Genomic DNA, 25,876 nt, shown 5'->3' with positions numbered 1-25,876 from the left:
ATGGCTACTGCAATCTGATTTCGACCTCGGCACTGCGGCCTTTGGCGTCAATCACGGATATCCGTGAAAAGCCCAGATCGTCCAGCGGCAGGACGGTAGAGCGCTCTCTCAGCCCCGTCAGAACCGCAGCACCGTTGACCAGAACCGTCAGCGGCAACTCCCCTGCATCCAGCTTGAGCGGAACACCATAGCCGGACCGGTGCAGAACCGCGCCTTGGGGCGGAAACTGCACGACGGGCCTATTTGTGGCGGGTCTGAACGCGGCGGATCTGCTGCGAAACCGCTGCAAGGGCAAAGGCAGTTCTGCCGTGCTCACCATCAGCGTTTCCGGCGGGGGCATCGGCCCCGGGCTGCGCGTGCCTGAAACGCGGCCAAACGCCTCGAACAGGATCGGCGCAGCAAGATCACCGCCAAAGGCCCCCGGTACCGGTGTGCCATCCGGACGCCCCAGCCAAACACCGATGACATGCTGGCCGTCGAAACCGATGCTCCATGCATCGCGGTGACCATAGGACGTGCCGGTCTTATAGGCGATCTGGCGTCGATGGGCGGCCACCCCCGGCGGCGATGCCAAATCGGCCAGAATATCCCACAGATGCCAGGCGGATGCGCGGGACATGATCTGCTTTGCCGCAGGCTGCGGCATCTGTTGTTGCCAGACCAACGGCTGCACTTTGCCGCCATTCGCGACCCCGCCGTAAAGCTGCACCAGATCATTCAGGGTCAGCCCCACGCCACCCAAGGCCACGGCCAGTCCGGGTTTACCACCCGGTACGACAGCCTGTGTACCGCCTTGTTTCAGCAATCCCATCAGCCGGGCCGGTCCGATTTCCTGGGTCAGCAGGACCGGCGGGATGTTCAAGGAAAGTTGCAATGCCTCGCGCACGGTCAGTTCGCCGCGATACATGCCATCGAAATTTTGCGGCGCATAGCGACCGAAACTTGTCGGGGCATCGTTGATCAGGCTTTCCGGATGCACCAAGCCTTGGTCAAATGCCAACCCATAGATGAAGGGCTTGAGCGTCGATCCGGGCGACCGCAAGGCGCGCGTCATATCAACAAACCCCAAGGCCCCTGCCGCATCGGAATAATCGGGCGAGCCCACCGATGCGATGACCTGCCCCGTCTGATGGTCCGCGACGACAATCGCTGCGGAGAGATGCGCAGAGCGTCCTTGCACAGCCCGACGCGCCAACTGTTCCATCTGTCCTTGCAGACCCGCATCAACGGTCAGGTCAATCCGCTGCGTTGCGGGCGCGCGGTCACGGGCAAAGTCGGTCAAATGAGGGGCCAGACGGGGAAATGGCCGCATACGGCGGGGCACCGGCGCAAGCCGCATCCGCGAAGGGGCTTGCACCCGATCAAGCACACGGTCACGCGCCTGCAATGCGGCATCCGGATGACGGTCGGGGCGTCTGCTTTCGGGGGACTGTGGCAGGGCGACAAGCAATGCCGCCTCGTCCATATTCAGGCGTGCGGGTTCTTTTCCGAACCACGCCAACGATCCGGCGCGCACCCCCTCTAATGGCCCGCCATAGGGCGCATGCGTCAGGTAAAGCGACAGGATCTCATCTTTGCCAAATGCGCGCTCAAGCGCCAGAGCCACGCGGATCTGCCTGATTTTACCGGGCCAGCGCCCCGTGCCGGAATTCTCGAGCAGCCGCGCGACCTGCATTGTAATCGTCGATCCGCCGGAGACGACCTTTCCCTCCCAGACAGCCTGAAATACTGACCGAAGCGCCGCGCGCAGATCGACGCCTGCGTGGGAATAATACCGTTTGTCTTCGTAGGTGATCAGCATCTCAAGATATGCCGGATCGATTTCGGCCATTGCGGTTTTCATGCGGGTTCGCCCGTTTTCCACCGGAAAAACACGCAGCAAAACGCCATTGCGGTCATGCACCTCGACCGAAGTTTCTACCGACATCAGGGGCAGGTCGGTGGTCGCAACCCAGTGATCGGCCCAATCCCGCGCGCCAGCCCCAAGCCCGAGGGTAAGCACCACAATGAAAAGACCATAGCGGACGATCATCGCGAGATGGTCACTTGGCCCGTTGGGGTATTTGCACGGTATTCAGGACGGTACATATCCGAAACCGTTGCTGCGGGGTGATGATACTGCCCCGGCGTGACGGCCCGCACGACATAGGCCAGCTGGAACGGGTCGGAACCGCGATGGTTTACGGCGGCCAAAAAGCGGTCTGACCGGAATTCGGCATGTTCAGCCTCGGCAGTGGTCAGCCAATCAAGCGCTGCGATATCGCCGCCGCGAATAAGGTTGGGGTTGTCGATTTCAAACCCTGCGGGCAATGGATCATCGACCATCAGCCGCGCGCCCATTTCCTCGAACGGGGTGATCCTGAGAACCACCACCATACGGTCACCGGATGCAAAATCTGTCGCCGCCGGGGTGCCCTCCATCGAGAAATAGCTGCGATCGATGGCATAGCCATAGCCGCCTTCGGAGGGCGAAATTTCAGGTACGCCATAGGTCGTCATTTTCACGTCGATTGCAGCAGCGCTGGTGTTTTCGATAACAGAGGCAACAGGGTTTGCGTCACTAAGGGTGGTGATCACCGCACCTTCGCTTTGCTTGCCATCCACCAGAATGCCCGAATTGGCGTTGGGTGCCATCAGCGCATGGGCGGCAAGCACGACTTGTGCGGCTTCCTGGGTCGACAAAGCCCCCGTGTTAGACCCTATTTCAGAGACTAAACTGGCCTGATTGATTGCAGTGCTTCCCGCCTCCACCGCGAGGGTCAGCAGCCCGGCAGTATCGCGCAGATCACTGCCGTAGTCGTCTCTCCAGGCAAGGGGATCGGCAGGTTTGGTCAGGCGCGATGCGGCTTTTGCAAACATCAGATCGGCGCGCAATGTATCCCCGTAAGACGCCAGCGCAGCGCCCAATTGGGCCAAAGCCAACGGCGTGGCAAAGCTGTCTGCTTTTGTATCGGCATAGTAGCGCAGATCGCCCATATTGGCCGCACCTTCGCGGGCAAGGACCAGCAAGGCATAAGCGATGTCTTCGCCGCCGAAATCAAAATCAGGGGCATAGCTGATCCGGTTGCGCAAATTATCCATCGCTGATGCAAACGCCAGATCGGGCACATCCACCCCTTCGCGACGGGCCCGCGACAAGAAGTCGGTCACATAGGCATCAAGCCAGAAGGCACCGCCCTGAGGACCCCACATCCCAAAGCTGCCATTGCGCGACTGGCGGGTCAGGATTTGGGACAGTGCCTTGGTGATCTTGTCGTTCAGGCGGGCGGGTTCACCCAAGCCTGACTGGCTGGCCATTCCGCTCAGGTACAACAGCGGCATCGCACCCGATGTCAGTTGTTCGGTGCAGCCGTACGGATAGCTGTCCAATTGCCGCAACAGTCCCGGCACATCGAAACGCGCCAACGGCCCCGCTGTCAAAGTGGCACTGGCGCTTCCCACCCGCAAACCGGCAAAGACGTTGCCATCAAAGGTAAAACGCTCCCCCGCCCCAAGGCTGAACTGACGGGTCACCGCCACCTTTGGGTCGTTGTCCCGCACCGGAAGCGTCAAAACCTTGCGCAGGGTTTTTCCGTCCGGCGTGGTCAGTTCGACCGTGATCAGCGGATCACCGGGCTCGCGCGCGGTCAGGGGGATCGACAGGGTCTGCGCACCACCTTGCGGCAAAGTCACAAGGGTCGGAACGTCAGCCAAGCCAACCTCGGCATCCGCCAGCACAGAGAGGTTCATGTCGCCGGAAGGGCCATCGGCATGGACCAGTTCCAACAACAACCGGCTTTCATCGCCCGGTGCCAAAAACCGCGGCACAGATGCGGTTACGACGACCGGATCACGGGCCAAGACTTCGGTTGATGCGTCCCCGACTGCTGTGTCAGACCACGCGACTGCCATCAGCTTGATCGCGCCGTTGAAAGCGGGGCGGATGATATCGACTTCGGCGCGCCCGTTCGCGTCAACCGTGATCGGGCCGGAAAAGAACGCCATCAATTCTTCGGTGGGTGGCGGCGATTGCAGTTGGGCGTTGGCCGCCGCATCGCCACCAGATCGCACAGCCCCCATTGCCCCATTCATGCCATCGATCAGACGCCCGTAAATATCCCGCAACTCGACGCCCATGCGGCGCTGGCCAAAATAATGCCCTGTCACGTCTGGGGTTTCGAACCGTGTCAGGTTCAGAATACCCACATCAACAGCGGCAAGGGTGACATAGGCCGTCTCTCCCGCAGCAATACCATCGACCAAGACAGACGCCCGCAGGATGCCCGGCTGCCCGTCGACAGATTCCGGTGCATCAAAGCTGACGTTCAACTGCTTGTTGCCCGGCCGCACCTTTGCATGGACCAGCCCCAACGCGCGGGCGGGGTTCAGGTTTTGGGCGACATCCATTGGCCGCAGCACCGATACCGTGACATATGCCCCTGTCCCCCAATCGGCGGTCACGGGCAGCGGGATGACGTTTTCGCCAGCCACCACGGATACCGTTTGGCGCGAAATCACCTTGTTCGACAGGACCGAGACAAGCGCCGTGCCATCAGCGTCGGGGGCAATCCGCAGCTTTGCAGTATCCCCGACGGAATAGTCGGCAGCATCCAAGGACACCGTCAGACGGTCGGGGGTATCCGTGCTGCCATCGCCGCCATACCAGCCTGAGGCAAAATCAACCGATGTGATCGCGCCGCTGCCGTCCAACGCCTCGACGACCAGTTCGTATTGGCCCCATTGCGTGGGCAGGGTCACTGCCGTTGGCTGACCGTCAAGTGTCAGCTCACCGGTATCCATGCGAATGCGGCGGGTGATCGGCTCCCACTCCCAATTTCCATAAAGCTGATACCACTGGTATCGCGTTTCGACTTTGTTGACGGTCCACCGCACATCCATCTGGCTAGCGCTGCCATCAGGTTTCACTGCTACAATGTTAAAAACCGCCTCGGCCCCTTCGGCAAGCACATCGTCGAAACCCGGCTTAACGCCGATCAATGACGTCTCGGGCCGCAGCGCCTTGCTCAGGCGACGTTCCACCGGGCGGCCTGATCCTTCGGCGACGCGAATGATGGTTTCGGCCAGCAACGGCTGGTCTGGACGCTCTTGCAGCACGGGCAGCTTCAACGGGATCGTTACAGTGCCATCGGCACCCGTGACCGCGTCACCCAAATAGGACGTTCGCGCCGTGAACTGGGTATCGTAACGCCCGAAACGATAGCCGTCCCAACCGTCAAGGGTTCGGGTCGCCCGCAAGCGCACTTCGCCCTCAACACCCAGATTGGCCCCCGCCCCGCCAAACAGATAGCGCACATCGACACGCAAGGGGGGCGTATCGCCCAACCGTATCGGCGCATCAGGCAGCGCGAGGTCAAAGTCGATCCGTTCGGGCACGAAATCTTCGACCAAGACCGTCTGGCTGGCCAAGGCCGGCGCATCAAGGTCTGACATGATGTCGACACGCCAGACGCCACGCGGCACATTCCCCCCCAATGGCAGCGCAAACACATGCCCGCCCGCGACCGAATTCCGGCTGGCAGTGCGGCTGTATTCGACACCATCAGGCCGGTGCAGAACCGCCGTGACCGGCAAATCCAGCAGGGCGGCGGCTTGGTCGTTGCGGTTCAGGGCTGTGATATAGATCGTATCGCCCGCGCGATAAGCGCCGCGATCTGTGGCCATGAACGTATCAATCGGCGGACTGGGGGCACGCCCTTCGACGCCACGATCTGACAGATCAAAGGTCGGATCGTTCAACGAAAGAAATGCCACGTCCTGCGTACCGTTTTCAGCCAGCAGCAAAGCAGGGGCTGCGGCACCCGAACCGCGTGTTAATCCGGCTGGAAACTTCGCAAATCCGTCCTCGCCAACTGTCGCGGTGCCCAAAACGGCATTCGCCTGCGAAATCAACGACAGCGTCACACCCGAAACAGCGCTTGCATCAGCCAGACTGCGCACAGCGACCTCTAGCCCGTCCACACCTTGCCACGTTGAAATGCCCAGATCGGACAGCACGAACCACTGTGTGGCTGCGGGGAAATCATAAGGGTCCTGACCATCAATTGACGCGCTTAACGTATAGATTCCGGCGGGCTGACCCCCAAGGACATCCCCCAAGGGCAGGCGCGTTGTCATGTCGGCGTTCAGGGTGTTTTTGACGTCTCCGGTGCCGGTCCAAACCTCTTGGGCCAGATTTTCGGCAAACTGTTCACCCTCATAGTTGTTCAGGGGCCGCCCGAAATAGTTTTCCTTTATCACGGCGACCAGATTTCGATCGCTGACTTTGCGCAACACCAGATCAACACGATCAGTATTCACGCTTTCGATGGGCAGGGCGGCATCCGCGCTGCGGGGCAGGACATAGGCCCGCCCCGGAAACCGGACCAGCGGGGTGCGGTCACGCACATAGAGGACAAGCGGCACATCCTTGTTCAGCACCTCGCCGCTGGCCGCTGGCAAGCCTGCGCGAAACGTCACCTGATACCGCGCCCCGTGTTCCACGCCATCAATGCAAATCTGCTGGTCTTTGGCTTCGACCGCAAAACCGGCACCATCAATCCTGACGAACGGCGTGTAATCTGTTCCGCCCTGGATCAACGGCTCCGAAAACTCGGCGCAGATGCGCGGGGCAGCGGCATCGCTATCCACGCGGTGGTCCGTGATCCGAAACCCGTATTTCCCAATCGCGTCATCCAGCGCGGCCAACAGATCGGGGCGTTGGGAATTTGCGTGTGCAAGGCGCAAAACAGGGATCATGTCGCGCCCACGATTATTCGCCTCGAGCGCTTGGGCAAGCAGTTCCAGCGCCAATGTCTGCCCCGATGGATCGGACGCGCGCAAGTATCCGTTTATGGCGGCCCCAACCGCGTCGCTGCGCAAAGCGGTCCGCTGCTGATAATTCAGTTCATCATTCTCGCGCAGGCCAATGCGCGCCAGTTGCAGCCAGAACATGGCGTCATCCGTGGCCGCGATTGCTTGCCCCGTCGATCGCAATGTCTGCGCCGAGAATGACTGATCCGGCGCATCCAAGGGGTAGGTTCGGGCAATATCAGCGACCAGATTGAACGCTGCGGTCAAATCATCGCGGGGCAGAAACGTCAAATCCCCGGCCCGCATCTGCGCCTGTGCAAGCATCGCAGGATCAACCGCCACACGCCGCGCGGACATGGCACCGTCATAGAACTGCTGATCGGAAATTGCCGCCTTGGGGAAACATGAATTGGATCGGGTGTTATAAGTAAACGCCTGACACCTGTCCTGCGCGACACAGGCCCGTTCACACGCCGCCAGCGTGGTGTCGAACAGGTTGGTCAGATCGGCCCCGTAATAGTCGATGTTACGGACGAAAACGAAACGGTCCTTGGGCATTGCCTGCTGCGCAAAGGCAAGGGGCGATAGCCCGACCCAGCCAACAACCAAGCCTGCACAAAGCAAAAGGTGGCGGATGAGTGTCATTGGGACGTCTCCTTTGAATGATGATTTATCGTCGCACGCTTCCGCCTTGTCTGGCAAGCATCAGGGAATTTCTTAAACAGTTGTTCACCTCGTTCGCGGAATGTCTGAGGGGAGACGAAATATCACGGATTCGGAGCGGGGCATGAACCTGGCAGACAAGCTGACGCAGGAACGGCGCGGTCGACTTGCGGCGGAGCGGATGCTTGAACTGAAACAAGCAGAGCTGTTCGCCGCCAACCGCAAGCTGGGCCAACATGCGCAAAGGCTGACCGATGAAATCGTCGAAACCCGCGCCGAAGTGGAAAACATTCGTGGTGAAAACCAGCGGGTCAAATCCGACCTCAACGCCGCGCGCGAAAAGATCGAACTGACCGAACGCAGGCTGTGGCAATCGATTGAAACGATCAAGGACGGCTTTGCTTTGTTCAATCACAATAACGAAATGATCATGGCCAACCGTGCCTTTCTTTCGGTGTTTGACGGGCTTGAGCTGATACGTCCGGGTGTCAATTACGTAACGATCCTTCAGGTGCTGACCGAGGAAGGGATCGTGAATACCGGTAATCTCTGTCCGAAAAGCTGGCGGCGGCTGATGACAGAACGGTTGCAGGATCCCGAGCCCGAGCCGACGGTCATACAGTTATGGAACGGGCATCACATCAAGCTGACTGATCAACGCGGCCCAAGCGGCGACATGGTATCTTTGGGGTTGGATATTTCCGCAACCGTCGAATACGAGCGCAAGCTGCAAGAGGCCCGCGCCATCGCCGAAAGCGCCAACCGCGCGAAATCGGCGTTCCTTGCCAACATGAGCCATGAAATCAGGACACCGATGAATGGCGTTGTCGGAATGGCAGATGTTTTGCGTGACACGGAACTGACCGAAGACCAGCAGCTTTATGTTGATACGATCAAGAATTCCGGCGAAGCACTGTTGGTGATCATCAACGATATTTTGGATTATTCGAAAATCGAAGCCAAAAAACTCGATCTTCACGTCGAACCCTTTGACCTCGAACGCGCGATCCAAGAGGTCATCATGTTGCTGCAGCCGCTGGCGCGGGAAAAGGGTCTGGGTCTTGCCCTGGATTATGATCTGTTCATGCCCACCCACCTGGTTGGCGACCCCGGGCGTATCAGGCAGGTCTTGACCAATCTTATGGGGAATGCGGTCAAATTCACCGGCCACGGCCATGTTCTGGTGCGTGTCACAGGTGTGCCTGACGCCGAAACCGGCAAGGTTTTGGTGAAAATCGCGATAGAAGACACCGGCATCGGTATCGCTCCGGCCATGATTGGCCACATATTCGGTGAATTCAATCAGGTCGAAAACGAACGCAATCGCAAATTTGACGGCACCGGTCTGGGGCTGGCGATCTGCCAACGTCTGATCCAGATGATGGAGGGCGAAATCTGGGTAACCTCCCAAGAACAGGTCGGGTCGTGCTTTGGATTTGAATTGCCGTTGAAAGCGGATGGCCAGATTGACACCTCGCACCCGCCCCTGCCGAAACAACTGCGCCACGTCATGGTGGTGGAGTCCGAGACGATAAACCGCTCGATTTTGGTGAAACAACTCGAACAGCTTGGGCTCAAGGTAACCTGCTGTGACACTGCGGAAATCGCTTTGAAGGCGGTCGATGCTGACGTGGGGCTTATCATCGCCGATCACATCATGGCAAAGATGGACGGCTTTGAACTTGCCACAGAGCTGCGCAAGATGAACCAGCTGTGCGAGGTCATCGTTATCAGTTCAAATCCGGCCTTCGCTGAAAACGATCCTGCGCGCAAACTGGTCAAAGCTGTCCTGAAAAAGCCGATCCCGCGCAGTGATCTGCTTGCGCAATTGGCGACAATCTGTGTGCCCGAGGCCCCGCGCGACAAGGCCGTAGCGCGCAAAATGCGGATATTGGCCGCCGAGGATAACAAGACGAACCAGCTTGTTTTCACCAAAATGATCCAGAGCCTTGATATCGACCTAAAGCTTGCCAACAACGGCGAGGAGGCGGTCGCGCTGTTTGAAACCTTTCAGCCCGATATGATTTTTATGGATATTTCCATGCCCAAGATGGATGGCAACGAGGCGACCACTGCCATTCGAAACCTCGAAGGCCAGATTGGCAGCCATTGTCCGATCGTCGCCCTCACGGCCCATGCAATGAATGGTGACGATACGGCTATCCTTGCGACCGGCCTTGATCATTATCTTACCAAGCCACTGCGAAAACCGGATATCATTGCCCAGATCAGGAAACATCAACCCGCGGGCACCGTCCCGTTAACCCCGCAAAGCGAACATCAAGCCGCAGGATAAGGGCGCAGGAAAACCGGCTTTTCAGGTGTCGACATGTCTTTGTTCCAGGCATAGCCACCGATGTCGAAATCGCGAATGGACCCCGGTTCTTTCAGCCGGTTCTGGATGACGAACCGTGCCATCGCACCGCGTGCCTTTTTGGCATAAAAGCTCACGATTTTCGGGCCTTTGCCATCGCTCTTATCCTCCATGAACTGGGGGGTAATGACGCGCAAATTCAAAGCATTCAGATCAACAGCGCCGAAATATTCCTGACTGGCACAGTTGATCAAGATATCACTGCCCGTCGCATCAGATTGCGCGTTCAATGCCTCCGAGATTTTTGAGCCCCAGTATTCATACAGGTTCTTGCCCTTTTGCGTTTTCAGCCGGCTGCCCATTTCAAGGCGATAAGGCTGGATTCCGTCCAACGGACGCAAAACCCCGTAAAGTCCTGAAAGAATACGCAAATGATCTTGGGCATATACAAGTTCATCGGCGTCGAGGCTGGCTGCTTCCAGACCCTGATACGTGTCGCCGGCAAAGGCCAGTGCTGCAGGCCGCAGCGCATCGTCATTCGGGTTGTCTTGATAGCTGGCGAAACGATCACGGTTCAGCCTGGCCAGATTTTCGCTCAGATGCATCAGCGATTTCAGGTCATCCACACTCAAGTCACGCGCTGACCGCACAAGGTCAGCGGCATTGCCCAACATATCCGGCGTCGTCATTGCCACATCGCGGGCGTCCCAATTGATCTTTTTGGCGGGCGAAATAACAGTGAGCATGGTCATCCTCTTTCTGGCATGAGCTTTGACTTAGCCCGCCTCCCTCAGAACGTCCAGAAATGCGCTGCCAAACCTTTCGGCGCGCTTATCCCCCAGCACGCGTTCCAGCGCTGCATCGTCAGGGCTTCGCATCTGCGCGACCTTGGCCAATAGCGACGCAGAACAGCTCAGTGGTTTTTCGGTGCCCGCAGCGCCCCGCGCCAATTCTGCCTGCACCTCAAGCAGTCGGTCATAAACTGTGCCAGCGTCGCGCCCGGCAAGCTTGCGGCGCGTCGGATGCATGCCTTCAGAGGCCCCATTGATAACATCAAGAAACGCCCGCCCGTAGCTTTCGAGCTTTTTCGCGCCAACGCCACCAACCCGCGCCATCGCATCCAGACTGTCGGGTCGTTTTTCGGCCATTTCAATCAAAGTACGATCGTTAAAGATGATATAGGCAGGCACTTTAGCCGCCTCGGCCAATCCGCGCCGCTTGGCTTTCAGGGCAGACAACAGCGGGGCGTCTTCCTCGCTGACCAGCATTTTGACGGCCGGTCGGCGCATGGCACCCGCCGCACGAATACTGTCGCGCCGCAATGAAATCTGCGCTTCGCCCCGAAGGATCGGCAAAGCAGCGTCCGTCATCCGCAGCGCGCCATGACGTTCGGCATCGGGGCGCACCAGATCATGCCCCATCATCTGCCGGAACACCGCTTGCCATTGCCGTTTATCATATTCGGTGCCCACCCCATAGGTTGGCAGGCTGGTATGACCCCGTTCGCGAATTTTGTCGGTCTCGTTGCCAAGCAGAATATCGATCAGATGACCCGATCCGAACCATTCTTCCGTCCGAAGCATGGCCGAAAGGGCCTTGCGCACGGCTGTCGTCCCATCAAAAACATCCGCAGGCGTATCGCATAAGTCGCAGTTTCCACAGGTTATTTCGGCCTCGTCAAAATAACCAAGCAAGGTTTTCCGGCGACATTCCAACGCCTCCGCCAGACCCAACAATGCATTCAACCGTCCATGATCGGCAGCCCGCCGCTCTGGCGGGGCGATCCCTTCGTCGATCTGGCTCCGGCGCAGTCGGATGTCATCAGACCCGAACAGCGTGAGGGTCTCAGCCGGGGACCCATCCCGACCGGCGCGGCCGATTTCCTGATAATAGGCTTCGATCGACTTTGGCAGGTCGGCATGGGCCACCCATCTGATGTCCGGCTTGTCGATCCCCATGCCAAAGGCAACGGTCGCCACGACAATCAAACCGTCTTCCTGCTGGAAACGCCGTTCGGCGATGCGCCGGTCCTCGGCTTCCATCCCACCGTGATAATGCAGGGCAACATGCCCCTCGTCGCGCAAGGCCTTGGCAAGCCCTTCGGTTTTGGCGCGTGTGCCACAGTAAACGATGCCGGACTGCCCCTTCCGCCCCGCCGCAAAGCTAAGGATTTGCGCACGAGGAGAGTTCTTGGCCGCAAAGGCCAGATGGATATTCGGCCGGTCAAACCCACGCAAAAACGCACGCGGGGCCGCCCCGTCAAAAAGCTTTTGAACAATCTCGATCTGGGTCTCCGCATCCGCCGTCGCTGTGAACGCTGCCAAAGGCACGTCCAGCGCCCTGCGCAATTCACCGATACGCAAATAGTCAGGGCGGAAATCATGCCCCCATTGGCTGACGCAATGCGCCTCGTCCACGGCGATCAACGACACGCCAACGCGCTTTAGCATGCCAATCACCGACCCCGCCGCCAAACGTTCCGGTGCCATATACAAAAGCTTAAGAGTGCCCGCCTCAAGCCCCTCCCAGACCGCGTCAGTCTCTTCGGGAGTATTCCCCGACGTGAGCGCACCAGCGCCAACGCCCAGTTCCTGAAGGGCTCTGACCTGATCCCGCATCAATGCAATCAGAGGAGAGATGACAACCGTCACCCCCTCGCGCAACAAAGCAGGCATTTGAAAACAAAGAGATTTGCCGCCACCGGTCGGCATGATGGCAAGGACATTTTCGCCCGCGATCACCGCTTCAACGATTTCTTGCTGACCGGGCCGAAACCCGTCGAAACCAAATACGTCACGTAAAAGCGTGGCAGCGCCTGACATGGAAAACCTAACTATTATCTGCTCTTCGCGGGCAGACTCCCACACTCAGAAACCGGGGACAATCCCCTGCTTCTCTGGCCCCTGCTTCTCTGGCTTTCCAAATATCCTCCCCGAAGGGTCGGTCAATAAAACAGTGCGGCGTTGTTTATCAAAAGAATACGCAAAATCGCGACCGAGATCAGGACAACAAGCGGTGCCAGATCAAGCCCGCCCATCTGAGGCAGGAAGCTGCGCACGCGGCTATAGACCGGTTCAAGCAAGCGATTTAATCCATCCCAAATCTGCGCGACCAAAGGTTGGCGCAAATTCAATACCTGAAAGTTAATCAACCAGCTCATGATCACATGGGCGATAATGACAAACCACACGATATTCAAAAGTAGCATCAGGATCTGGAACAACGATGTCATAATGTGGCCTCTCGATTGATTTAGACGCAGTTAAGCAGCGGCCCATGAAAGAACAAGGGCAACACCCCTTCTATACCTGCATCAAATTAAGCACGACCTAAAAATCAAACTTCTACACCAATTGCTTCGGTCAGTCCGGAAATTGGCGCGCTTTGATCTCTTCCAATGCATCTTAATGCCCCTGCAAAGGTCCACCCTCCGACCTAAAACACGCGACCATACCTGAGCCCCCTACGGCTTGGGTAAAACGCGCCTTGCATGGCACCACCCCCCTGCACTACCGTCCATTCAAAACCGGAGAACGCATATGTCGAAGATTTCAGCGCGCAAGAAAATCTGGGGGTGGTACTTCTTTGACTGGGCAAGCCAACCTTTCAATACATTGCTTTTGACATTCATTTTCGGTCCGTATTTTGCACAAACAGCAACAGCAGCTTTGGTCGATGGCGGTATGGATCTGGACGCCGCTAAAGCGCAGGCCCAGGCCTATTGGGGGTATGGGTTGACCGTCGCTGGCATTTCCATTGCTATTCTTGCGCCTTTGCTGGGTGCCGTCGCGGATTCGTCAGGCAAGCGCATGCCATGGATATGGCTATTCTCCGCCCTCTATTTCATCGGGTCCGCCGCGCTTTGGTGGACCGCCCCACAAGATTTCTCGATCATTTGGGCGCTGTTTTTCTTTGGGATCGGCCTGATCGGGATGGAATTCGCGACAATCTTCACGAACTCGTACCTTCCGGAACTGGCCCCCGACCCTGCAGAGCGGGGGCGTATTTCGGGATCAGGTTGGGGGTTCGGCTATGTCGGCGGCGTATTTGCCTTGATCATCATGGTGTTCCTGTTTCAGGCCGGCGGCAACGGGCTCACCATGCTGGGTCTTGACCCCGCATTTGGCCTTGATCCGGCCACCAAAGCCGACACACGTATTGTCGGGCCGTTAACCGCGATCTGGTATGCCGTGTTCATGGTCCCGTTTTTCTTGTACATCCGCGACACGCCAAACCCGAATGCCCCGAAATATCAGGTTGGCAAAGCCTTGTCAGACTTGGCGCGCACCCTTGGAAAGCTGCCGCAGCATCCTTCGCTTCTGGCCTATCTGGGATCGTCCATGTTCTACCGCGATGCCCTGAATGGCATGTATACGTTTGGTGGCATCTATGCGCTTGGCGTGTTGAACTGGTCGATTATCGACATCGGTATTTTCGGGATACTGGCAGCCATTTCAGGTGCTGTTTTTTGTTGGGTTGGCGGTCGGGTGGATCGTGCAATCGGACCGATGCCCGTGATCGTCGCGTGCTGCGTTATCCTGATCGCGACCGCCTGTCTGATCATTTCGCTTACCCCGACATCCGCAATGGGGATCACCCTAAGCGAAGGGTCTGCGCTGCCTGATATCTTGTTTTACGTTGCAGGCGCATTGATCGGAGCCGCGGGCGGTGCGTTGCAGGCATCTTCGCGCAACATGTTGACCTTACAGGGGAATCCCGATCGCATGACCGAAGCATTTGGCCTTTATGCGCTGTCGGGCAAAGCGACATCGTTTTTGGCCCCGGCATTGATCGCGATTGCGAGCGATTTAACGGGAAGTCAAAGACTCGGCATTACACCTGTTGTGGGGCTATTCATCATCGGTCTGGTTCTGCTAGCATGGGTCAAGCCGAAAGGAGATTTCGCGAAATGAACTTTTCCCGCATTCTTACAGCTCTGGTCCTTGGCTTGGCTGTCGCCGCTTGCGGCGGATCACCATCAAAGCCGAACCGTGAAGCGTCCAAAATTCTACCGACAATCGGATCGTCCGGTGGGGCGCTTGGCAATGTTCAGGCCAAAAAGCTGTTCGGCGCAAAAAGCAACGGTTCCCCGCAAGCCGCCGCCCCCTTTGGCAGCTACGCAAAAGGCTGCGTTGCAGGTGCACAGCAGCTGGCCGAAACCGGGCCGACCTGGCAGGCAATGCGTCTGTCGCGCAACCGCAACTGGGCCCATCCCGAGATGATTGATTTCGTCAAAAAGTTGAGCGCCAAAGCCGCCCAGCAGCCCGGATGGGAAGGGATTTACATCGGCGATATCAGCCAGCCGCGCGGCGGCCCGATGTTGACCGGACATGCCAGCCACCAAATGGGGTTGGACGCAGACATCTGGATGCTCCCCCCCAAATCGCTAAAGCTAAGCCGCGCCGAGCGCGAGAAAATCTCTTCGATCTCGATGCGGCGGTCAAACGGAGCTTACGTTAACAGCAGCTGGACACGTCAACATCACGAGGTCCTGAAAGCAGCCGCATCCGACCCCCGCGTCGCCCGCATTTTTGTTTTCCCCGGTGCCAAAGTCCAAATGTGTGCTGATGAAAAAGGCGACCGCAGCTGGTTGCGAAAAGTCCGCCCGTGGTACGGGCATCACTATCATTTCCACGTCCGGCTAAGCTGCCCCAAGGGCGCGCGCGGATGCGTTAACCAAGCACCACCGCCCCCCGGTGATGGCTGTGCGGATGCCAGACAATGGCAGGCAAATATCCTGAACCCGCCCCCGCCAAATCCAAATGCGCCAAAACGCAAACCCAAACGCGAACTGGTCTTGGCGGACCTGCCAGCCCAATGCCAATCGGTACTGGAAGCGAACTGAACTTTATTAGCTGGATCGTTACATTATTCTTAATCTCGGCCGTTATGGCGGTCGGGGATGAACGCGTTTTGCAGCTGGATTCTGAATTTTTCTGGCAAGATAGCGCCAATTGGTTCGGTGGCCTTTCGGGTGTCGAGCTTTCGTCTGATGGCCGGATGATGACCGTTGTCACAGACCGAGGGCGCGCCCTTCAAGCGATCGTGCATCGCGAGGCTGGGTCAATCACCTCGGTCGAGATCGTCCATTCTGTCGCAATCCGTGACGCGGCGGGTACCATATTACGAAAGCCGTTTACCGATGCGGAAGGCTTGGCCGTCGATGCACAAGGTCAATACTATGTCAGCTTTGAAGGCCAGCACCGGATTGCCAAGCTTGATGTCGTAAATGGGGTGACCACGCCTTATGCCAGCCTCGCGAAATCGGAGTTTCTGGGCGAGAATAGCGGCCTTGAGGCGCTTGCAATCGGCCCTGATGGCACTGTTTTTGCCATTCCCGAAGATACCGATGGCGACCACTTTCCGCTTTACGCTTTTAAAGACGGGGCGCGGGTGGTGACAGCACAACTGCCCAAGCATCGGCCCTTTGTGCCCGTTGGCGCGGATTTTGACGGACAAGGGCGGCTTTACCTGTTGGAACGCACCGTGACCCCGTTGGGTTTCAGGACGCAGATCAGGCGGTTCGATCTGGACACCCCGGTACCGCAAGAAATCACCTTGCTGAAAAGCCTGCCGTCGCGGTTTGACAACCTCGAAGGGATCACGGTCTGGCGGGACGGCTCAGGGCAAACCCACCTGACACTGGTGTCAGACGATAATTTCCTGCCGTTCCAAAGCACCCAGATCATCGAGTTTTCAGTTACCGACTAGCTTGCAAGACCCTGTGCAACCCCTTAAGGCCGCTTTGTCTGCGATTCCCGCAGGCCAAGTCGCCGCACCCTTGCAAAAAACGGTTAACACATGACACGCACATATCTTCCCGGCATTATTGCCATGGCTGCCATCGTTGTGGCCTCCAATATCCTTGTTCAATTCCTTTACGGTCAATGGCTCACCTGGGGCGCATTCACCTATCCTTTGGCATTCCTCGTGACCGACGTGATGAACCGCGTTTACGGCCAAGCCGCCGCGCGGCGCGTGGTTCTGGTGGGCTTTGTTGTCGGGCTGATCTGTTCGTTGATCGGCACACAGATTGTGGGCGAATTCGGCCCAATGGTGACAATCCGTATCGCGATCGGGTCCGGTCTGGCCTTCCTGATCGCGCAACTGCTTGATGTCGCGATTTTTTCAGCCCTTCGGGACGGCAAATGGTGGCGCGCGCCGCTCGCCAGCACCCTGATCGGCAGCACAGTCGACACGATCTTGTTCTTCTCGATCGCGTTTTCGGGGGCATTGTCGTTCCTCAGCCCGTCTACGGATGTGTCTTGGGCTGCCGAGACATTGCCACTGCTGGGCAGCGGGCCTGTTGCGCCGCTTTGGGTATCGCTGGCTGTGGCAGACTGGGCGGTCAAGCTAAGCCTTGCATTGATCGCATTGGTTCCGTTCAGGTTGATCACGGCGCGGCTGCTGTCTGGCCGGTAAAAACCCTTTTCCATGCACCAAATTTATGAGGGCGCAAAGTTCCTGCCAGTCCGGCGGCACTTTGCGCCCATGGTTGTTAACGGTAACAAAAAAAACATTTTGCCTTTTTAAATTCCTGTGCAAAACTTTGGGTGAGTTCAACAAATGTAAAGGAGGTGATCCAGTGTCAAGAACGGTATTGGAGCGAGGTGTCGGAACAGCTTGGGAGGATAACCGCTAGGGCAGCCCATGGCGGTCAGAACCCCAGGTGGATCGATGATCTAACCGATCCCACCTCCGTAAGCCATTCGATTGGGCCGCTCTTTTCAGGGCGGCCCTTTTCGCATTTTCCCGCCACTCTTTCCCTTGGCAGGCTGCAATGCGATACTGCCCCCAAGGAGACCGCAGTGCTGCACATTACCGACAATATCGCCATCCAAGACTGGGAACTGACCGAAAGCTTTATGCGGGCATCGGGGCCGGGCGGGCAAAATGTGAACAAGGTGTCCAGCGCAGTCGAATTGCGCTTCGAGGCCGCGACTTCCCCTTCGTTAACCAACCCGGTCAAAACCCGTCTGCGTCGGCTTGCAGGCCGCCGATGGACCAACGAAGGCGCATTGGTCATTCAATGCGACGAGACCCGCAGCCAGGCCCGCAACCGCGAGATTGCGCGTGACCGGCTGAAAGAGCTGATAAAATCGGCGCTCACCCCGCCCAAACGCCGCATTCCGACCCGCCCCACCTTGGGGTCCAAGAAACGTCGCCTGAAGGAAAAGAAAGTCCGCGGAGAGGTCAAAGCGCTGCGCGGCAAGGTCGATCCGGCCAAATAACCTGATCCTACGGTCGGGATTATGATGGTCAAACGCCCAGCGTCTGTTAGCCTCGGTGCTGGAACCCATTAGGATCAAAAATGTGCCGATGAACCGCACTACCCTCGCGATCATCTTTTCATTACTGGCGTTGGTTTTGTTTGATCTGATGGGGCTGATCATCAAACATCTTTCCCCGCATTTCGGCGCTGCCGAGCTGTCAGCCTATCGCAATATAGCGGGCCTCATTCCTGCAGGCATTGCGCTTTGGGTATCGCCGGACTGGCATAAACGTGGTCGCATCATAAAGATACGTCAGTGGCGGTTCGCCCTTTTGCGCGGCTTTATCCTGACATTTGCGCAGTATTTCTTTTATCTGTCGCTTGGGTTGCTCAGCTTTGCCACGGCATCGACGATCACCTATGCCAATGCGCCGATCATGGTTGCGCTTGCTGTTGTGCTGCTTGGTGAAAAGGTTGGCGCGCTCAGGTGGGGGGCTGTGCTTTTGGGGTTTGTCGGGGTGATTATGGTCGTGGGACCAGGGCGCGACAGTTTCCAACCCGCTGCGCTTTTGCCGCTTGCGGCGGCTGTCTGCTATGCTTTGGTGGCTGTGACAACCCGCATGGTCGATGATGATGTCCCGAGCGCGCTGATCAATCTGTATTCGTCCGGCATTGCCGCCATCGGGTCGCTGGCGCTTGCGTTTGTGACCGGCGGTTTCAACCCGCTGGGGTCAAGCGCCGATCTGTTCTGGATCATCGGCATGGGCGGGTTTGGCGGAACGGCGGTTTTGTTCCTGATCATGTCCTACCGCATGACCGAACAAAGCAACCTCGCCCCGTTCAGCTATTTCGGCATTCCGCTGGCCTTTGTCCTTGGCTGGGTCTTTTACGGCGAGGCACCGTGGTCTGATCTGTTTCCCGGCGCGTTCTTTATCATTGTCGGCGGTTTGCTCATCGTTTGGCGGGAAGGCCAAAATCGCGCGACAAAGGCAAAGGTCACCGCCTAAACGATGACCTTTTGCGTATCTTGCGCACCAACATGGAACACCCGCTTGTAGCGCTCGATCTCGCTTTGCGGGCCCATCGCCTTGTTGGGATTATCCGACAGTTTAACGGTGGGACGTCCATTTGCTGAAACGGCCTTGCAGACCAGACTAAAGGGCGCAAGCGCATCATCAGGGACCAGATTTCGGAAATCATTGGTCAACAAGGTGCCCCAGCCGAAAGAGATCCTCGCCTTGCCCGCGAACTGACCATGCAATTCCTTGATCTTGGCCACGTCCAGGCCATCGCTAAAGATGATCCGCTTGCTGCTGGGGTCCTCGCCCCGGGATTTCCACCAATCGATTGCCGTTTGGGCACCGGTGGCCGGATCACCACTGTCGATGCGGATGCCGGTCCAACCCGCCAGCCAATCAGGCGCATTTTCCAAGAAACCTTTGGTCCCGTAGGTATCAGGCAAAATGATGCGCAGGTTGCCATCGTGTTCGTCGTGCCAGTCTTGCAAAACATCATAGGGTGCCTTCGCAAGCGCGGCATCATCCTCGGCAAGGGCGGCATAAACCATTGGCAATTCATGTGCATTGGTGCCGATCGCCTCGACCTCGCGGTCCATGGCGATCTTGCAGTTCGACGTCCCGATAAAGGCTTGGCCCAGCCCTTCTTGCATCGCCTGAACGCACCAGTCCTGCCACAAGAACGAATGGCGGCGGCGCGTGCCGAAGTCGGCGATCGACAGATCAGGTATCTTGCGCAGCTCTTCGATCTTTTCCCAGACACGGGTCATGCCGCGGGCGTAAAGGATTTGCAGTTCGAATTTACCCATCCGGTCCAGCACCGCGCGGCCGCGCAATTCCATCAGAATCGCAAGGGCGGGAATTTCCCAAAGCATCACCTCGGGCCATGTGCCCTCAAATGTCAGCTCGTATTGGTCGCCTTTGCGCTCAAGGTGATAGGGGGGCAAGCGCAGCCCTTCGAACCATTCCATAAAATCAGGACGGAACATCTGGCGTTTGCCATAAAACGTATTGCCGCGCAGCCAGGTGCTTTCTCCCCGGCTGAGGGAAAGCGAACGGATGTGATCAAGTTGCTCGCGCAATTCGCCTTCGTCGATCAGATCGGCAAGGGGAATATGCTTTGACCGATTGATCAGGCTGAAGGTGACTTGGGTTTCAGGTTTATTGCGAAATACCGATTGGCACATCAGCAATTTGTAGAAATCCGTATCAATCAACGACCGTACAATCGGGTCAATCTTCCACTTGTGATTCCAGACGCGGCTGGCGATATCGACCATAATCCTAGGCTCCCTTAGGCGGTGTGTTTGTGGCCCATCCCGATTGACGGGGCAAGGGAATTGCCGCTGAGTTTAATATAAACCTATGGTATAGTTGCAAGCATTCCGATCAACGGGGCGATAATATCCGGTCTGTTCCAATTGCTGCGCGCTGCGAAACCTAAACCCGGGTCAGAATAACACCCGCAGTCGTCATTGCGTCGATTGCTGATTGTAGCGACCCGTTCAGATCAATGGCACGGCACAGATCTTGTCTGACTTCGGTTTTGAACCCAAGCTTTGCAGCATCAACCGCCGAGTAATTGACGCAGAAATCCAAGGCGAGCCCGACCAATACCAGCTCGGTTATGCCACGGGTTCGCAAATACCCCTCAAGACCGGTTGGCGTTGTGCGGTCGTTTTCAAAAAATGCCGAATAGCTGTCAATTGCGGGGTCAAAGCCTTTGCGGATAATCAGATCGGCGGGCACCTTATTCAGATCATGATGGAATTCGGCCCCGGACGTGCCTTGAATGCAATGATCCGGCCACAGAACCTGTGGGCCGTAGGGCATTTCGATCACTTCATACGGACCCTTTGCGGAATGCGAAGACGCAAATGACGAGTGGCGCGCAGGATGCCAGTCTTGGGTCAGAATGACCGCATCAAAATCCTTCATCAGATCGTTAATCTGGGCGATGATTTCATCGCCTTGGGGAACCTCCAACGCGCCGCCCGGGCAAAAGTCGTTTTGCACGTCGATCACGATCAATGCTCTGGTCATGCTGCTGTCTCCTTGTTTGTGCCGCGATACCACAACTTCGCGATCAGGTCAGCGGTGAAACCACCCTCTTGCCTGATGCGCATAGGGGGCGTATCTGAGCGCGCATGTATATTATTGCCGCTCTCTACCACTTCACCCGATTCAGCGATCCTGATGGCTTGCGCGCACCGCTAAAGGCGCTGTGCGAGGCGCAGGACGTCAAAGGCACTTTGCTCGTTGCTGGCGAAGGGATCAATGGCACCATCGCAGGCCCGCGCGCCGGCATAGATGCTGTTATTGCCCACATCAAGAAACTGCCCGGTTGCAGCGCGTTAGAGCGGAAGGAAAGCACCGCAAAATCCCCGCCTTTCGGAAAAATCAAGGTCCGGCTCAAACGTGAGATCGTCACGATGGGGCAGCCCGATGTCGACCCGACCGCGCGGGTTGGCCACTATGTCGAAGCGTCCGACTGGAACGAGCTGATCAACCGCGACGATGTGGCTGTGATCGATACCCGCAATGACTATGAGGTATCCATCGGGACCTTTGATGGTGCCATTGATCCCCAGACCAAAAGCTTTGGCGAGTTCCCGGCCTGGTGGCAGGAAAACAAGCACCGGTTCCACAACAAAAAGATCGCGATGTTCTGCACGGGTGGTATTCGCTGCGAAAAATCAACGAATTACCTTGTCGGGCAAGGGGTTGAGGACGTGTTTCACCTTAAGGGCGGCATTCTGAAATACCTCGAAGAAGTACCGCAGGAAGACAGCAACTGGCAGGGTGAATGTTTCGTCTTTGACAATCGTGTGAGCGTCGGCCACGGGCTGAAGGAAGGCCCGCATATGCTGTGCCACGGGTGTCGCCGGCCAATATTGCCGCAAGACACATCGCGCGAAGGCTATGAGGCTGGCGTCAGCTGCCACCAATGCGTTGATGAGACATCCGATGCAGATAAAGCCCGCTTTCGCGAGCGCCAGCATCAGATCGCGCTGGCACGCAGCCGGGGTGAAGACCACCTGAGCTGACCTGCTTCGCGCGGCAAGTACTGAAAATTGAAGATGTTAAGCTGGCCGTAACACCTGCACCGCTACACCTGACTTCGGGTGAATAAGGGTGGTGAGAATGGCGGCGCAGGCAAATGCGGCACCAGTCATCATTAAACGTAAGAAGATTATCAAAGGCGGCGGGCACCATGGCGGTGCCTGGAAAGTCGCTTACGCGGATTTTGTGACCGCGATGATGGCCTTTTTTATGTTGATGTGGCTGCTGAATGCGACAACAGAACAACAACGCAAGGGGCTTGCGGATTACTTTTCCCCCACGATTCCGATTATGCGGGTATCGGGTGGTGGCAATGGGGCGTTTTCGGGCGACAGTATTTTCTCGGAAATGACCTTGCCAAAAAATGGCACCGGTGCCACGACGCCTGACCAACCGACAGAAGGTCAGGAAGGCACCGGCGCGGGGAATGGCAGCGACGGACCAGATGCTGAAGGTATCAATGAACTGTTCAAGGTTGTTGATGCCGCGTTGATGGGGCGCGGTGGTGAATCCATGGTGATGGACGAGCTAAAGCGCCACGTGGTCACAAAAGTGACCAACGAGGGAATGGTGATCGAACTCTTCGATGATGAAGAAACGGCGCTGTTTGCGCCCGGCACGGATACCCCTTCGGAGCTTCTTGACACGCTCATGTACGTCATCGCGGATGCGGCCAAAATCGTCAAAAATGACATAGCAGTGACGGCGCATGTCCGTTCCAACCCAATTGTAGCGATCAAAAACCCTGTTTGGGATCTTTCATCCCAACGCGCGACCCGTGGGCGGCTCTTGCTTGAGAAATATCTGAATAATCGGGAAAGAGTGCAAAAAGTCACGGGTTATGCGGATAGAAAACCTGAAACAGTGAACAAGATGGATGTCCGGAACAATCGCCTTGAGGTCATCTTTTTGCGGGAATAATAGCTGCAAACTATGGCGCATTTTATCTGTTAGTCGGGTGTTAAGCCTGAGGGGCCTATGTGTTGATCCAACTTCGATTGGAACAGCAAAAAGGCTAGCGCATGACTATTTCATCTTCGCTCAATGCAGGGGTTGCGGGACTTCAAGCAAACGCAACCCGATTGGCAGCGGTTTCGGATAACATCGCAAACTCCTCCACATATGGCTATAAGCGCGTCGTAACCGACTTCAATTCACTGGTGCTAAGTGACGGGGTCAGCGGCTATACTGCTGGCGGCGTTCGGGCCTCTTCTCAACGGTTGATCAGCGAAAGCGGCGCTTTGATCAGCACCTCGAACTCTACCGATCTTGCTGTGCGCGGACGTGGATTTTTGCCTGTCACCACCAAAAGTGGTTTTGAGGCCAATGAAACCGCCAATGAAATGATGCTTTCCACAACGGGTTCGTTCCGATTGGATGCAGACGGTTTGCTGACAACAGAAAGTGGCCTGTTATTGCTTGGCTGGCCCGCCAATCAAGATGGCACCATGCCAAATTTCCCGCGCGATACGAATGACGGCCTGCGCCCGATACAGTTTGCCCTCAACCTGAGCGGTGATCCAACGACCAAGGTCGATATGAGCCTGAACTTGCCTGCGACATCGACAACCGCGGGCGCGTCCGGCGAAGCTCAGGTACTTTCGATCGAATATTTCGACAACCTTGGCACGTCGAAAAGTATAACGATGGAATTCACGCCGACCGTGCCCGCGACCGGCAGTTCCAACGAGTGGACCGCGACATTGGCGGATTCTGCTCAAGACAATGCTGTCGTCGGCGAATACATCATTACCTTCGATGACAGTCGCCAGGCGGGGGGGACGATTGCGTCTGTGACCACAGTCTCAGGTGGTGCCTATGATCCCGTCACTGGCGAGATGATCATCAACGCTGCCAGCGGCCCGATCGAATTCAACATCGGTGCCGTCAACAGTTCCTTTGGTCTTTCCCAACTGTCCGACAGCTTTGCCCCGATCGCGCTTAGCAAAGACGGGTCGCCTGTCGGGAACATGGCCGCAGTTGAAGTAGACGCGAATGGATATGTTAACGCGATCTACGACAACGGCTTGCGCAAAACAATCTATCAGGTTCCGTTGGTCGACCTCCCGAACGCCGAAGGGCTGGTTTCTGTGGATGCTCAGACTTACGAAATCTCTCCTGAGAGCGGCGCATATTTCCTTTGGAATGCCGGGGACGGGCCGACGGGCGACATCAAAAGCTATGCGCGTGAAGAATCCACAACCGACGTGGCAACTGAATTGACCACGATGATCCGCACACAGCGCGCCTATTCTTCAAGCGCGAAAGTCATCCAGACGGTTGATGAGATGCTTCAGGAAACCACGAATATCAAACGTTGATACCTAACGGTCAACGCCCCAGTAAATTGAATGCGAGGGTCTCATGAGTATTACCGGAGCTTTATCGAACGCAATGCAAGGCCTTCAAGCCGCCGGGCGCGGATCAGAGGTCATCGCAGCCAACCTTTCAAATGTGCTAACGCCAGGATATGGCCTGCGGGTTCTTGATTTGTCATCAAACGCGACATCGTCCAGCGGCGGCGTAAAGGTTGATGGGATCAGTCGGCAGGTAAACGAAAGCCTAATCCAAGACAAAAGATTGGCGGAAGCCGGCAATGCAAATGCGTCTGTCATCCACAGTCTCTATTCAACAATCGAGAATATGATCGGCGCACCTGACGAGCCATCATCGCTCACTGCACAACTTGCAACCCTCGAGACGGATTTGCTGACAGCAGCCAGCCGACCCGACGCGCCAGAAAGACTTTCGACAGCTGTCGCATCAGCGCGGAATTTGGCCAATAGTTTTGTAAAAGCGTCTAATACCTTGCAGGATGCACGAAGTGACGCCGACCGCACGATTGGAACCCAAGTTGACCGGCTCAACTCCGCATTGGTGCAAGTTAAGGCACTGAATACGCAAATCACAAAGTCACAGGTTCAAGGCAACCTGAACCACGCATTGCTTGATCAAAGGCAGGTGTTGATCGACGAGATAAGCACTCTTGTGCCAGTTCGCACGATACCTCGCGATAATGGACAAGTTGCCCTATATTCGACAGGCGGTGTTGTCCTGCTTGATGGTTCAGCCGCACAAGTTGGTTTTCAAAGATCCAACACAATCACCCCTTATCTTACCAAGGAAAACGGAGCCCTTTCCGGGATTACCGTTAACGGGTACCCAGTTACCACCAAATCAGATCATGGCGGTTTGTCAGGCGGATCGATTGCAGCGCAATTTGCGATACGCGATGACATTGCAGTCAATGCTCAAACACAGCTTGATGCCTTGGCCCGCGATTTGATTGTTCGCTTTCAAGACCCCGCGATCGATACAACCCTTGGCGTGAATGACCCTGGCTTGTTCACTGACGAAAACGCCGCTTTTGACCCTGCTGACGAAATCGGTATCGCGCAACGAATAGCGGTTAACACGGCTGTAGACCCCCAAAAAGGCGGCGAGCCCTGGCGGCTTAGGGACGGGATTTCCGCCGCCGCACCCGGGGACGTCGGGGATGGGACGCTCTTAAACCGATTGATGGATGCACTGAAGGACGGGCGGCCTGCCGCAAGCGGTATGTTTAGCGGCGGATCATATTCAGCCATTGACCTGACCACCACTCTGACCTCGCATTTTGGCGCGAAACGAAACGAAGCTGAAAACAGCCTTAGCTTCAGCGCAGCCCAAGTGAGCGAACTGACGGAACGCCTGCTTGGTGACGGGGTAGACAGCGATCAAGAGCTGCAAAAGCTGTTGTTGGTAGAGCAAGCTTTTGCAGCGAATGCCCGCGTCATCCAGACCGTTGACGAGTTAATGCAAACCCTGCTGAGGATATAA

General features: G+C 56.9%; 18 protein-coding genes. 11 read left to right on the top strand and 7 right to left on the bottom strand.

The features are described 5' to 3' along the window. Window positions 1–4: 4 nt before the first annotated feature. Together pbpC and HGT1_RS05340 are read right to left on the bottom strand one after the other, a co-directional pair. A complete protein-coding gene (gene pbpC, locus HGT1_RS05345) occupies window positions 5–2,032 on the bottom strand; it encodes a penicillin-binding protein 1C (protein ID WP_176248893.1) in 2,028 nt (675 codons plus the stop codon). Beyond that, window positions 2,029–7,434 (bottom strand): alpha-2-macroglobulin family protein, encoded by a 5,406-nt coding sequence (locus HGT1_RS05340; protein WP_176248892.1) that lies wholly within the window; start codon window positions 7,432–7,434, stop codon window positions 2,029–2,031. The genes pbpC and HGT1_RS05340 overlap by 4 nt, the downstream gene beginning before the upstream one ends. A 142-nt stretch (window positions 7,435–7,576) precedes the next feature. On the opposite strand from HGT1_RS05340, the gene HGT1_RS05335 reads away from it, so the two are divergent. Beyond that, entirely contained in the window at window positions 7,577–9,748 is a 2,172-nt protein-coding gene (locus HGT1_RS05335) for a response regulator (RefSeq protein ID WP_176248891.1), read from the top strand. Here HGT1_RS05335 and yaaA read toward each other — a convergent pair. The 3 genes from yaaA to HGT1_RS05320 form a co-directional block, all read right to left on the bottom strand. After that, window positions 9,733–10,512 (bottom strand): peroxide stress protein YaaA, encoded by a 780-nt coding sequence (yaaA, locus tag HGT1_RS05330; RefSeq protein ID WP_176248890.1) that lies wholly within the window; start codon window positions 10,510–10,512, stop codon window positions 9,733–9,735. The two genes, HGT1_RS05335 and yaaA, sit on opposite strands and share 16 nt — an antisense overlap. A gap of 30 nt (window positions 10,513–10,542) precedes the next feature. Next, window positions 10,543–12,588 (bottom strand): DNA helicase RecQ, encoded by a 2,046-nt coding sequence (gene recQ / locus HGT1_RS05325; RefSeq protein ID WP_176248889.1) that lies wholly within the window; start codon window positions 12,586–12,588, stop codon window positions 10,543–10,545. Window positions 12,589–12,710: 122 nt separating this feature from the next. Continuing rightward, window positions 12,711–12,998, bottom strand: coding sequence for a YggT family protein (locus HGT1_RS05320; RefSeq protein WP_176248888.1), 288 nt, complete (start codon window positions 12,996–12,998; stop codon window positions 12,711–12,713). 307 nt (window positions 12,999–13,305) lie between these two features. On the opposite strand from HGT1_RS05320, the gene HGT1_RS05315 reads away from it, so the two are divergent. The 6 genes from HGT1_RS05315 (at window position 13,306) to HGT1_RS05290 (ending at window position 18,985) form a co-directional block, all read left to right on the top strand. Then, window positions 13,306–14,679, top strand: coding sequence for an MFS transporter (locus HGT1_RS05315; protein ID WP_176248887.1), 1,374 nt, complete (start codon window positions 13,306–13,308; stop codon window positions 14,677–14,679). Then, entirely contained in the window at window positions 14,676–15,611 is a 936-nt protein-coding gene (gene mepA, locus HGT1_RS05310; RefSeq protein WP_176248886.1) for a penicillin-insensitive murein endopeptidase, read from the top strand. Before HGT1_RS05315 ends, mepA begins: the two co-directional genes overlap by 4 nt. After that, window positions 15,584–16,477 (top strand): esterase-like activity of phytase family protein, encoded by an 894-nt coding sequence (locus HGT1_RS05305; RefSeq protein ID WP_176248885.1) that lies wholly within the window; start codon window positions 15,584–15,586, stop codon window positions 16,475–16,477. The genes mepA and HGT1_RS05305 overlap by 28 nt, the downstream gene beginning before the upstream one ends. A 90-nt stretch (window positions 16,478–16,567) precedes the next feature. Next, complete coding sequence (locus HGT1_RS05300; protein ID WP_176248884.1) at window positions 16,568–17,188, top strand: queuosine precursor transporter; 621 nt, start codon at window positions 16,568–16,570, stop codon at window positions 17,186–17,188. Between the two features lie 386 nt (window positions 17,189–17,574). Then, a complete protein-coding gene (gene arfB, locus HGT1_RS05295) occupies window positions 17,575–17,997 on the top strand; it encodes an alternative ribosome rescue aminoacyl-tRNA hydrolase ArfB (protein ID WP_176248883.1) in 423 nt (140 codons plus the stop codon). Window positions 17,998–18,085: 88 nt separating this feature from the next. Continuing rightward, on the top strand, window positions 18,086–18,985 hold the full coding sequence (locus HGT1_RS05290; RefSeq protein ID WP_176248882.1) for a DMT family transporter: 900 nt from the start codon (window positions 18,086–18,088) through the stop codon (window positions 18,983–18,985). Here HGT1_RS05290 and pncB read toward each other — a convergent pair. Continuing rightward, the gene (gene pncB / locus HGT1_RS05285) at window positions 18,982–20,274 is read right to left on the bottom strand and encodes a nicotinate phosphoribosyltransferase (RefSeq protein WP_176248881.1); all 1,293 of its coding nucleotides are present in this window, start codon (window positions 20,272–20,274) and stop codon (window positions 18,982–18,984) included. The two genes, HGT1_RS05290 and pncB, sit on opposite strands and share 4 nt — an antisense overlap. A gap of 160 nt (window positions 20,275–20,434) precedes the next feature. Beyond that, entirely contained in the window at window positions 20,435–21,037 is a 603-nt protein-coding gene (gene pncA / locus HGT1_RS05280) for a bifunctional nicotinamidase/pyrazinamidase (RefSeq protein ID WP_176248880.1), read from the bottom strand. 104 nt (window positions 21,038–21,141) lie between these two features. Here pncA and HGT1_RS05275 point away from each other — a divergent pair, with 104 nt between their 5' ends. From HGT1_RS05275 to flgK, 4 genes are all read left to right on the top strand, one after another. Beyond that, complete coding sequence (locus HGT1_RS05275; protein WP_176248879.1) at window positions 21,142–22,041, top strand: rhodanese-related sulfurtransferase; 900 nt, start codon at window positions 21,142–21,144, stop codon at window positions 22,039–22,041. Between the two features lie 97 nt (window positions 22,042–22,138). Then, window positions 22,139–22,978, top strand: coding sequence for a flagellar motor protein MotB (locus HGT1_RS05270; protein WP_176248878.1), 840 nt, complete (start codon window positions 22,139–22,141; stop codon window positions 22,976–22,978). A gap of 101 nt (window positions 22,979–23,079) precedes the next feature. Then, window positions 23,080–24,378: a flagellar hook protein FlgE gene (locus HGT1_RS05265; protein WP_176248877.1), complete on the top strand. Its 1,299-nt coding sequence runs from the start codon at window positions 23,080–23,082 to the stop codon at window positions 24,376–24,378. Window positions 24,379–24,421: 43 nt separating this feature from the next. Further along, the gene (gene flgK / locus HGT1_RS05260) at window positions 24,422–25,876 is read left to right on the top strand and encodes a flagellar hook-associated protein FlgK (RefSeq protein ID WP_176248876.1); all 1,455 of its coding nucleotides are present in this window, start codon (window positions 24,422–24,424) and stop codon (window positions 25,874–25,876) included.

Origin of the sequence: Sulfitobacter sp. HGT1, from assembly GCF_013282155.1 — a bacterium.
Lineage (GTDB): Bacteria > Pseudomonadota > Alphaproteobacteria > Rhodobacterales > Rhodobacteraceae > Sulfitobacter.
The sequence above is the reverse complement of the archived record's forward strand: the minus strand, read 5'-3'. Positions and strand labels throughout refer to the sequence as shown.

Excerpts from the sequence above, each read along its gene's own strand:
- pbpC (WP_176248893.1), bottom strand. The coding sequence starts at position 2,032 with ATGATCGTCCGCTATGGTCTTTTCATTGTGGTGCTTACCCTCGGGCTT.
- HGT1_RS05340 (WP_176248892.1), bottom strand. The coding sequence starts at position 7,434 with ATGACACTCATCCGCCACCTTTTGCTTTGTGCAGGCTTGGTTGTTGGC.
- HGT1_RS05335 (WP_176248891.1), top strand. The coding sequence starts at position 7,577 with ATGAACCTGGCAGACAAGCTGACGCAGGAACGGCGCGGTCGACTTGCG.
- yaaA (WP_176248890.1), bottom strand. The coding sequence starts at position 10,512 with ATGCTCACTGTTATTTCGCCCGCCAAAAAGATCAATTGGGACGCCCGC.
- recQ (WP_176248889.1), bottom strand. The coding sequence starts at position 12,588 with ATGTCAGGCGCTGCCACGCTTTTACGTGACGTATTTGGTTTCGACGGG.
- HGT1_RS05320 (WP_176248888.1), bottom strand. The coding sequence starts at position 12,998 with ATGACATCGTTGTTCCAGATCCTGATGCTACTTTTGAATATCGTGTGG.
- HGT1_RS05315 (WP_176248887.1), top strand. The coding sequence starts at position 13,306 with ATGTCGAAGATTTCAGCGCGCAAGAAAATCTGGGGGTGGTACTTCTTT.
- mepA (WP_176248886.1), top strand. The coding sequence starts at position 14,676 with ATGAACTTTTCCCGCATTCTTACAGCTCTGGTCCTTGGCTTGGCTGTC.
- HGT1_RS05305 (WP_176248885.1), top strand. The coding sequence starts at position 15,584 with ATGCCAATCGGTACTGGAAGCGAACTGAACTTTATTAGCTGGATCGTT.
- HGT1_RS05300 (WP_176248884.1), top strand. The coding sequence starts at position 16,568 with ATGACACGCACATATCTTCCCGGCATTATTGCCATGGCTGCCATCGTT.
- HGT1_RS05290 (WP_176248882.1), top strand. The coding sequence starts at position 18,086 with ATGAACCGCACTACCCTCGCGATCATCTTTTCATTACTGGCGTTGGTT.
- pncB (WP_176248881.1), bottom strand. The coding sequence starts at position 20,274 with ATGGTCGATATCGCCAGCCGCGTCTGGAATCACAAGTGGAAGATTGAC.
- pncA (WP_176248880.1), bottom strand. The coding sequence starts at position 21,037 with ATGACCAGAGCATTGATCGTGATCGACGTGCAAAACGACTTTTGCCCG.
- HGT1_RS05275 (WP_176248879.1), top strand. The coding sequence starts at position 21,142 with ATGTATATTATTGCCGCTCTCTACCACTTCACCCGATTCAGCGATCCT.
- HGT1_RS05270 (WP_176248878.1), top strand. The coding sequence starts at position 22,139 with ATGGCGGCGCAGGCAAATGCGGCACCAGTCATCATTAAACGTAAGAAG.
- HGT1_RS05265 (WP_176248877.1), top strand. The coding sequence starts at position 23,080 with ATGACTATTTCATCTTCGCTCAATGCAGGGGTTGCGGGACTTCAAGCA.
- flgK (WP_176248876.1), top strand. The coding sequence starts at position 24,422 with ATGAGTATTACCGGAGCTTTATCGAACGCAATGCAAGGCCTTCAAGCC.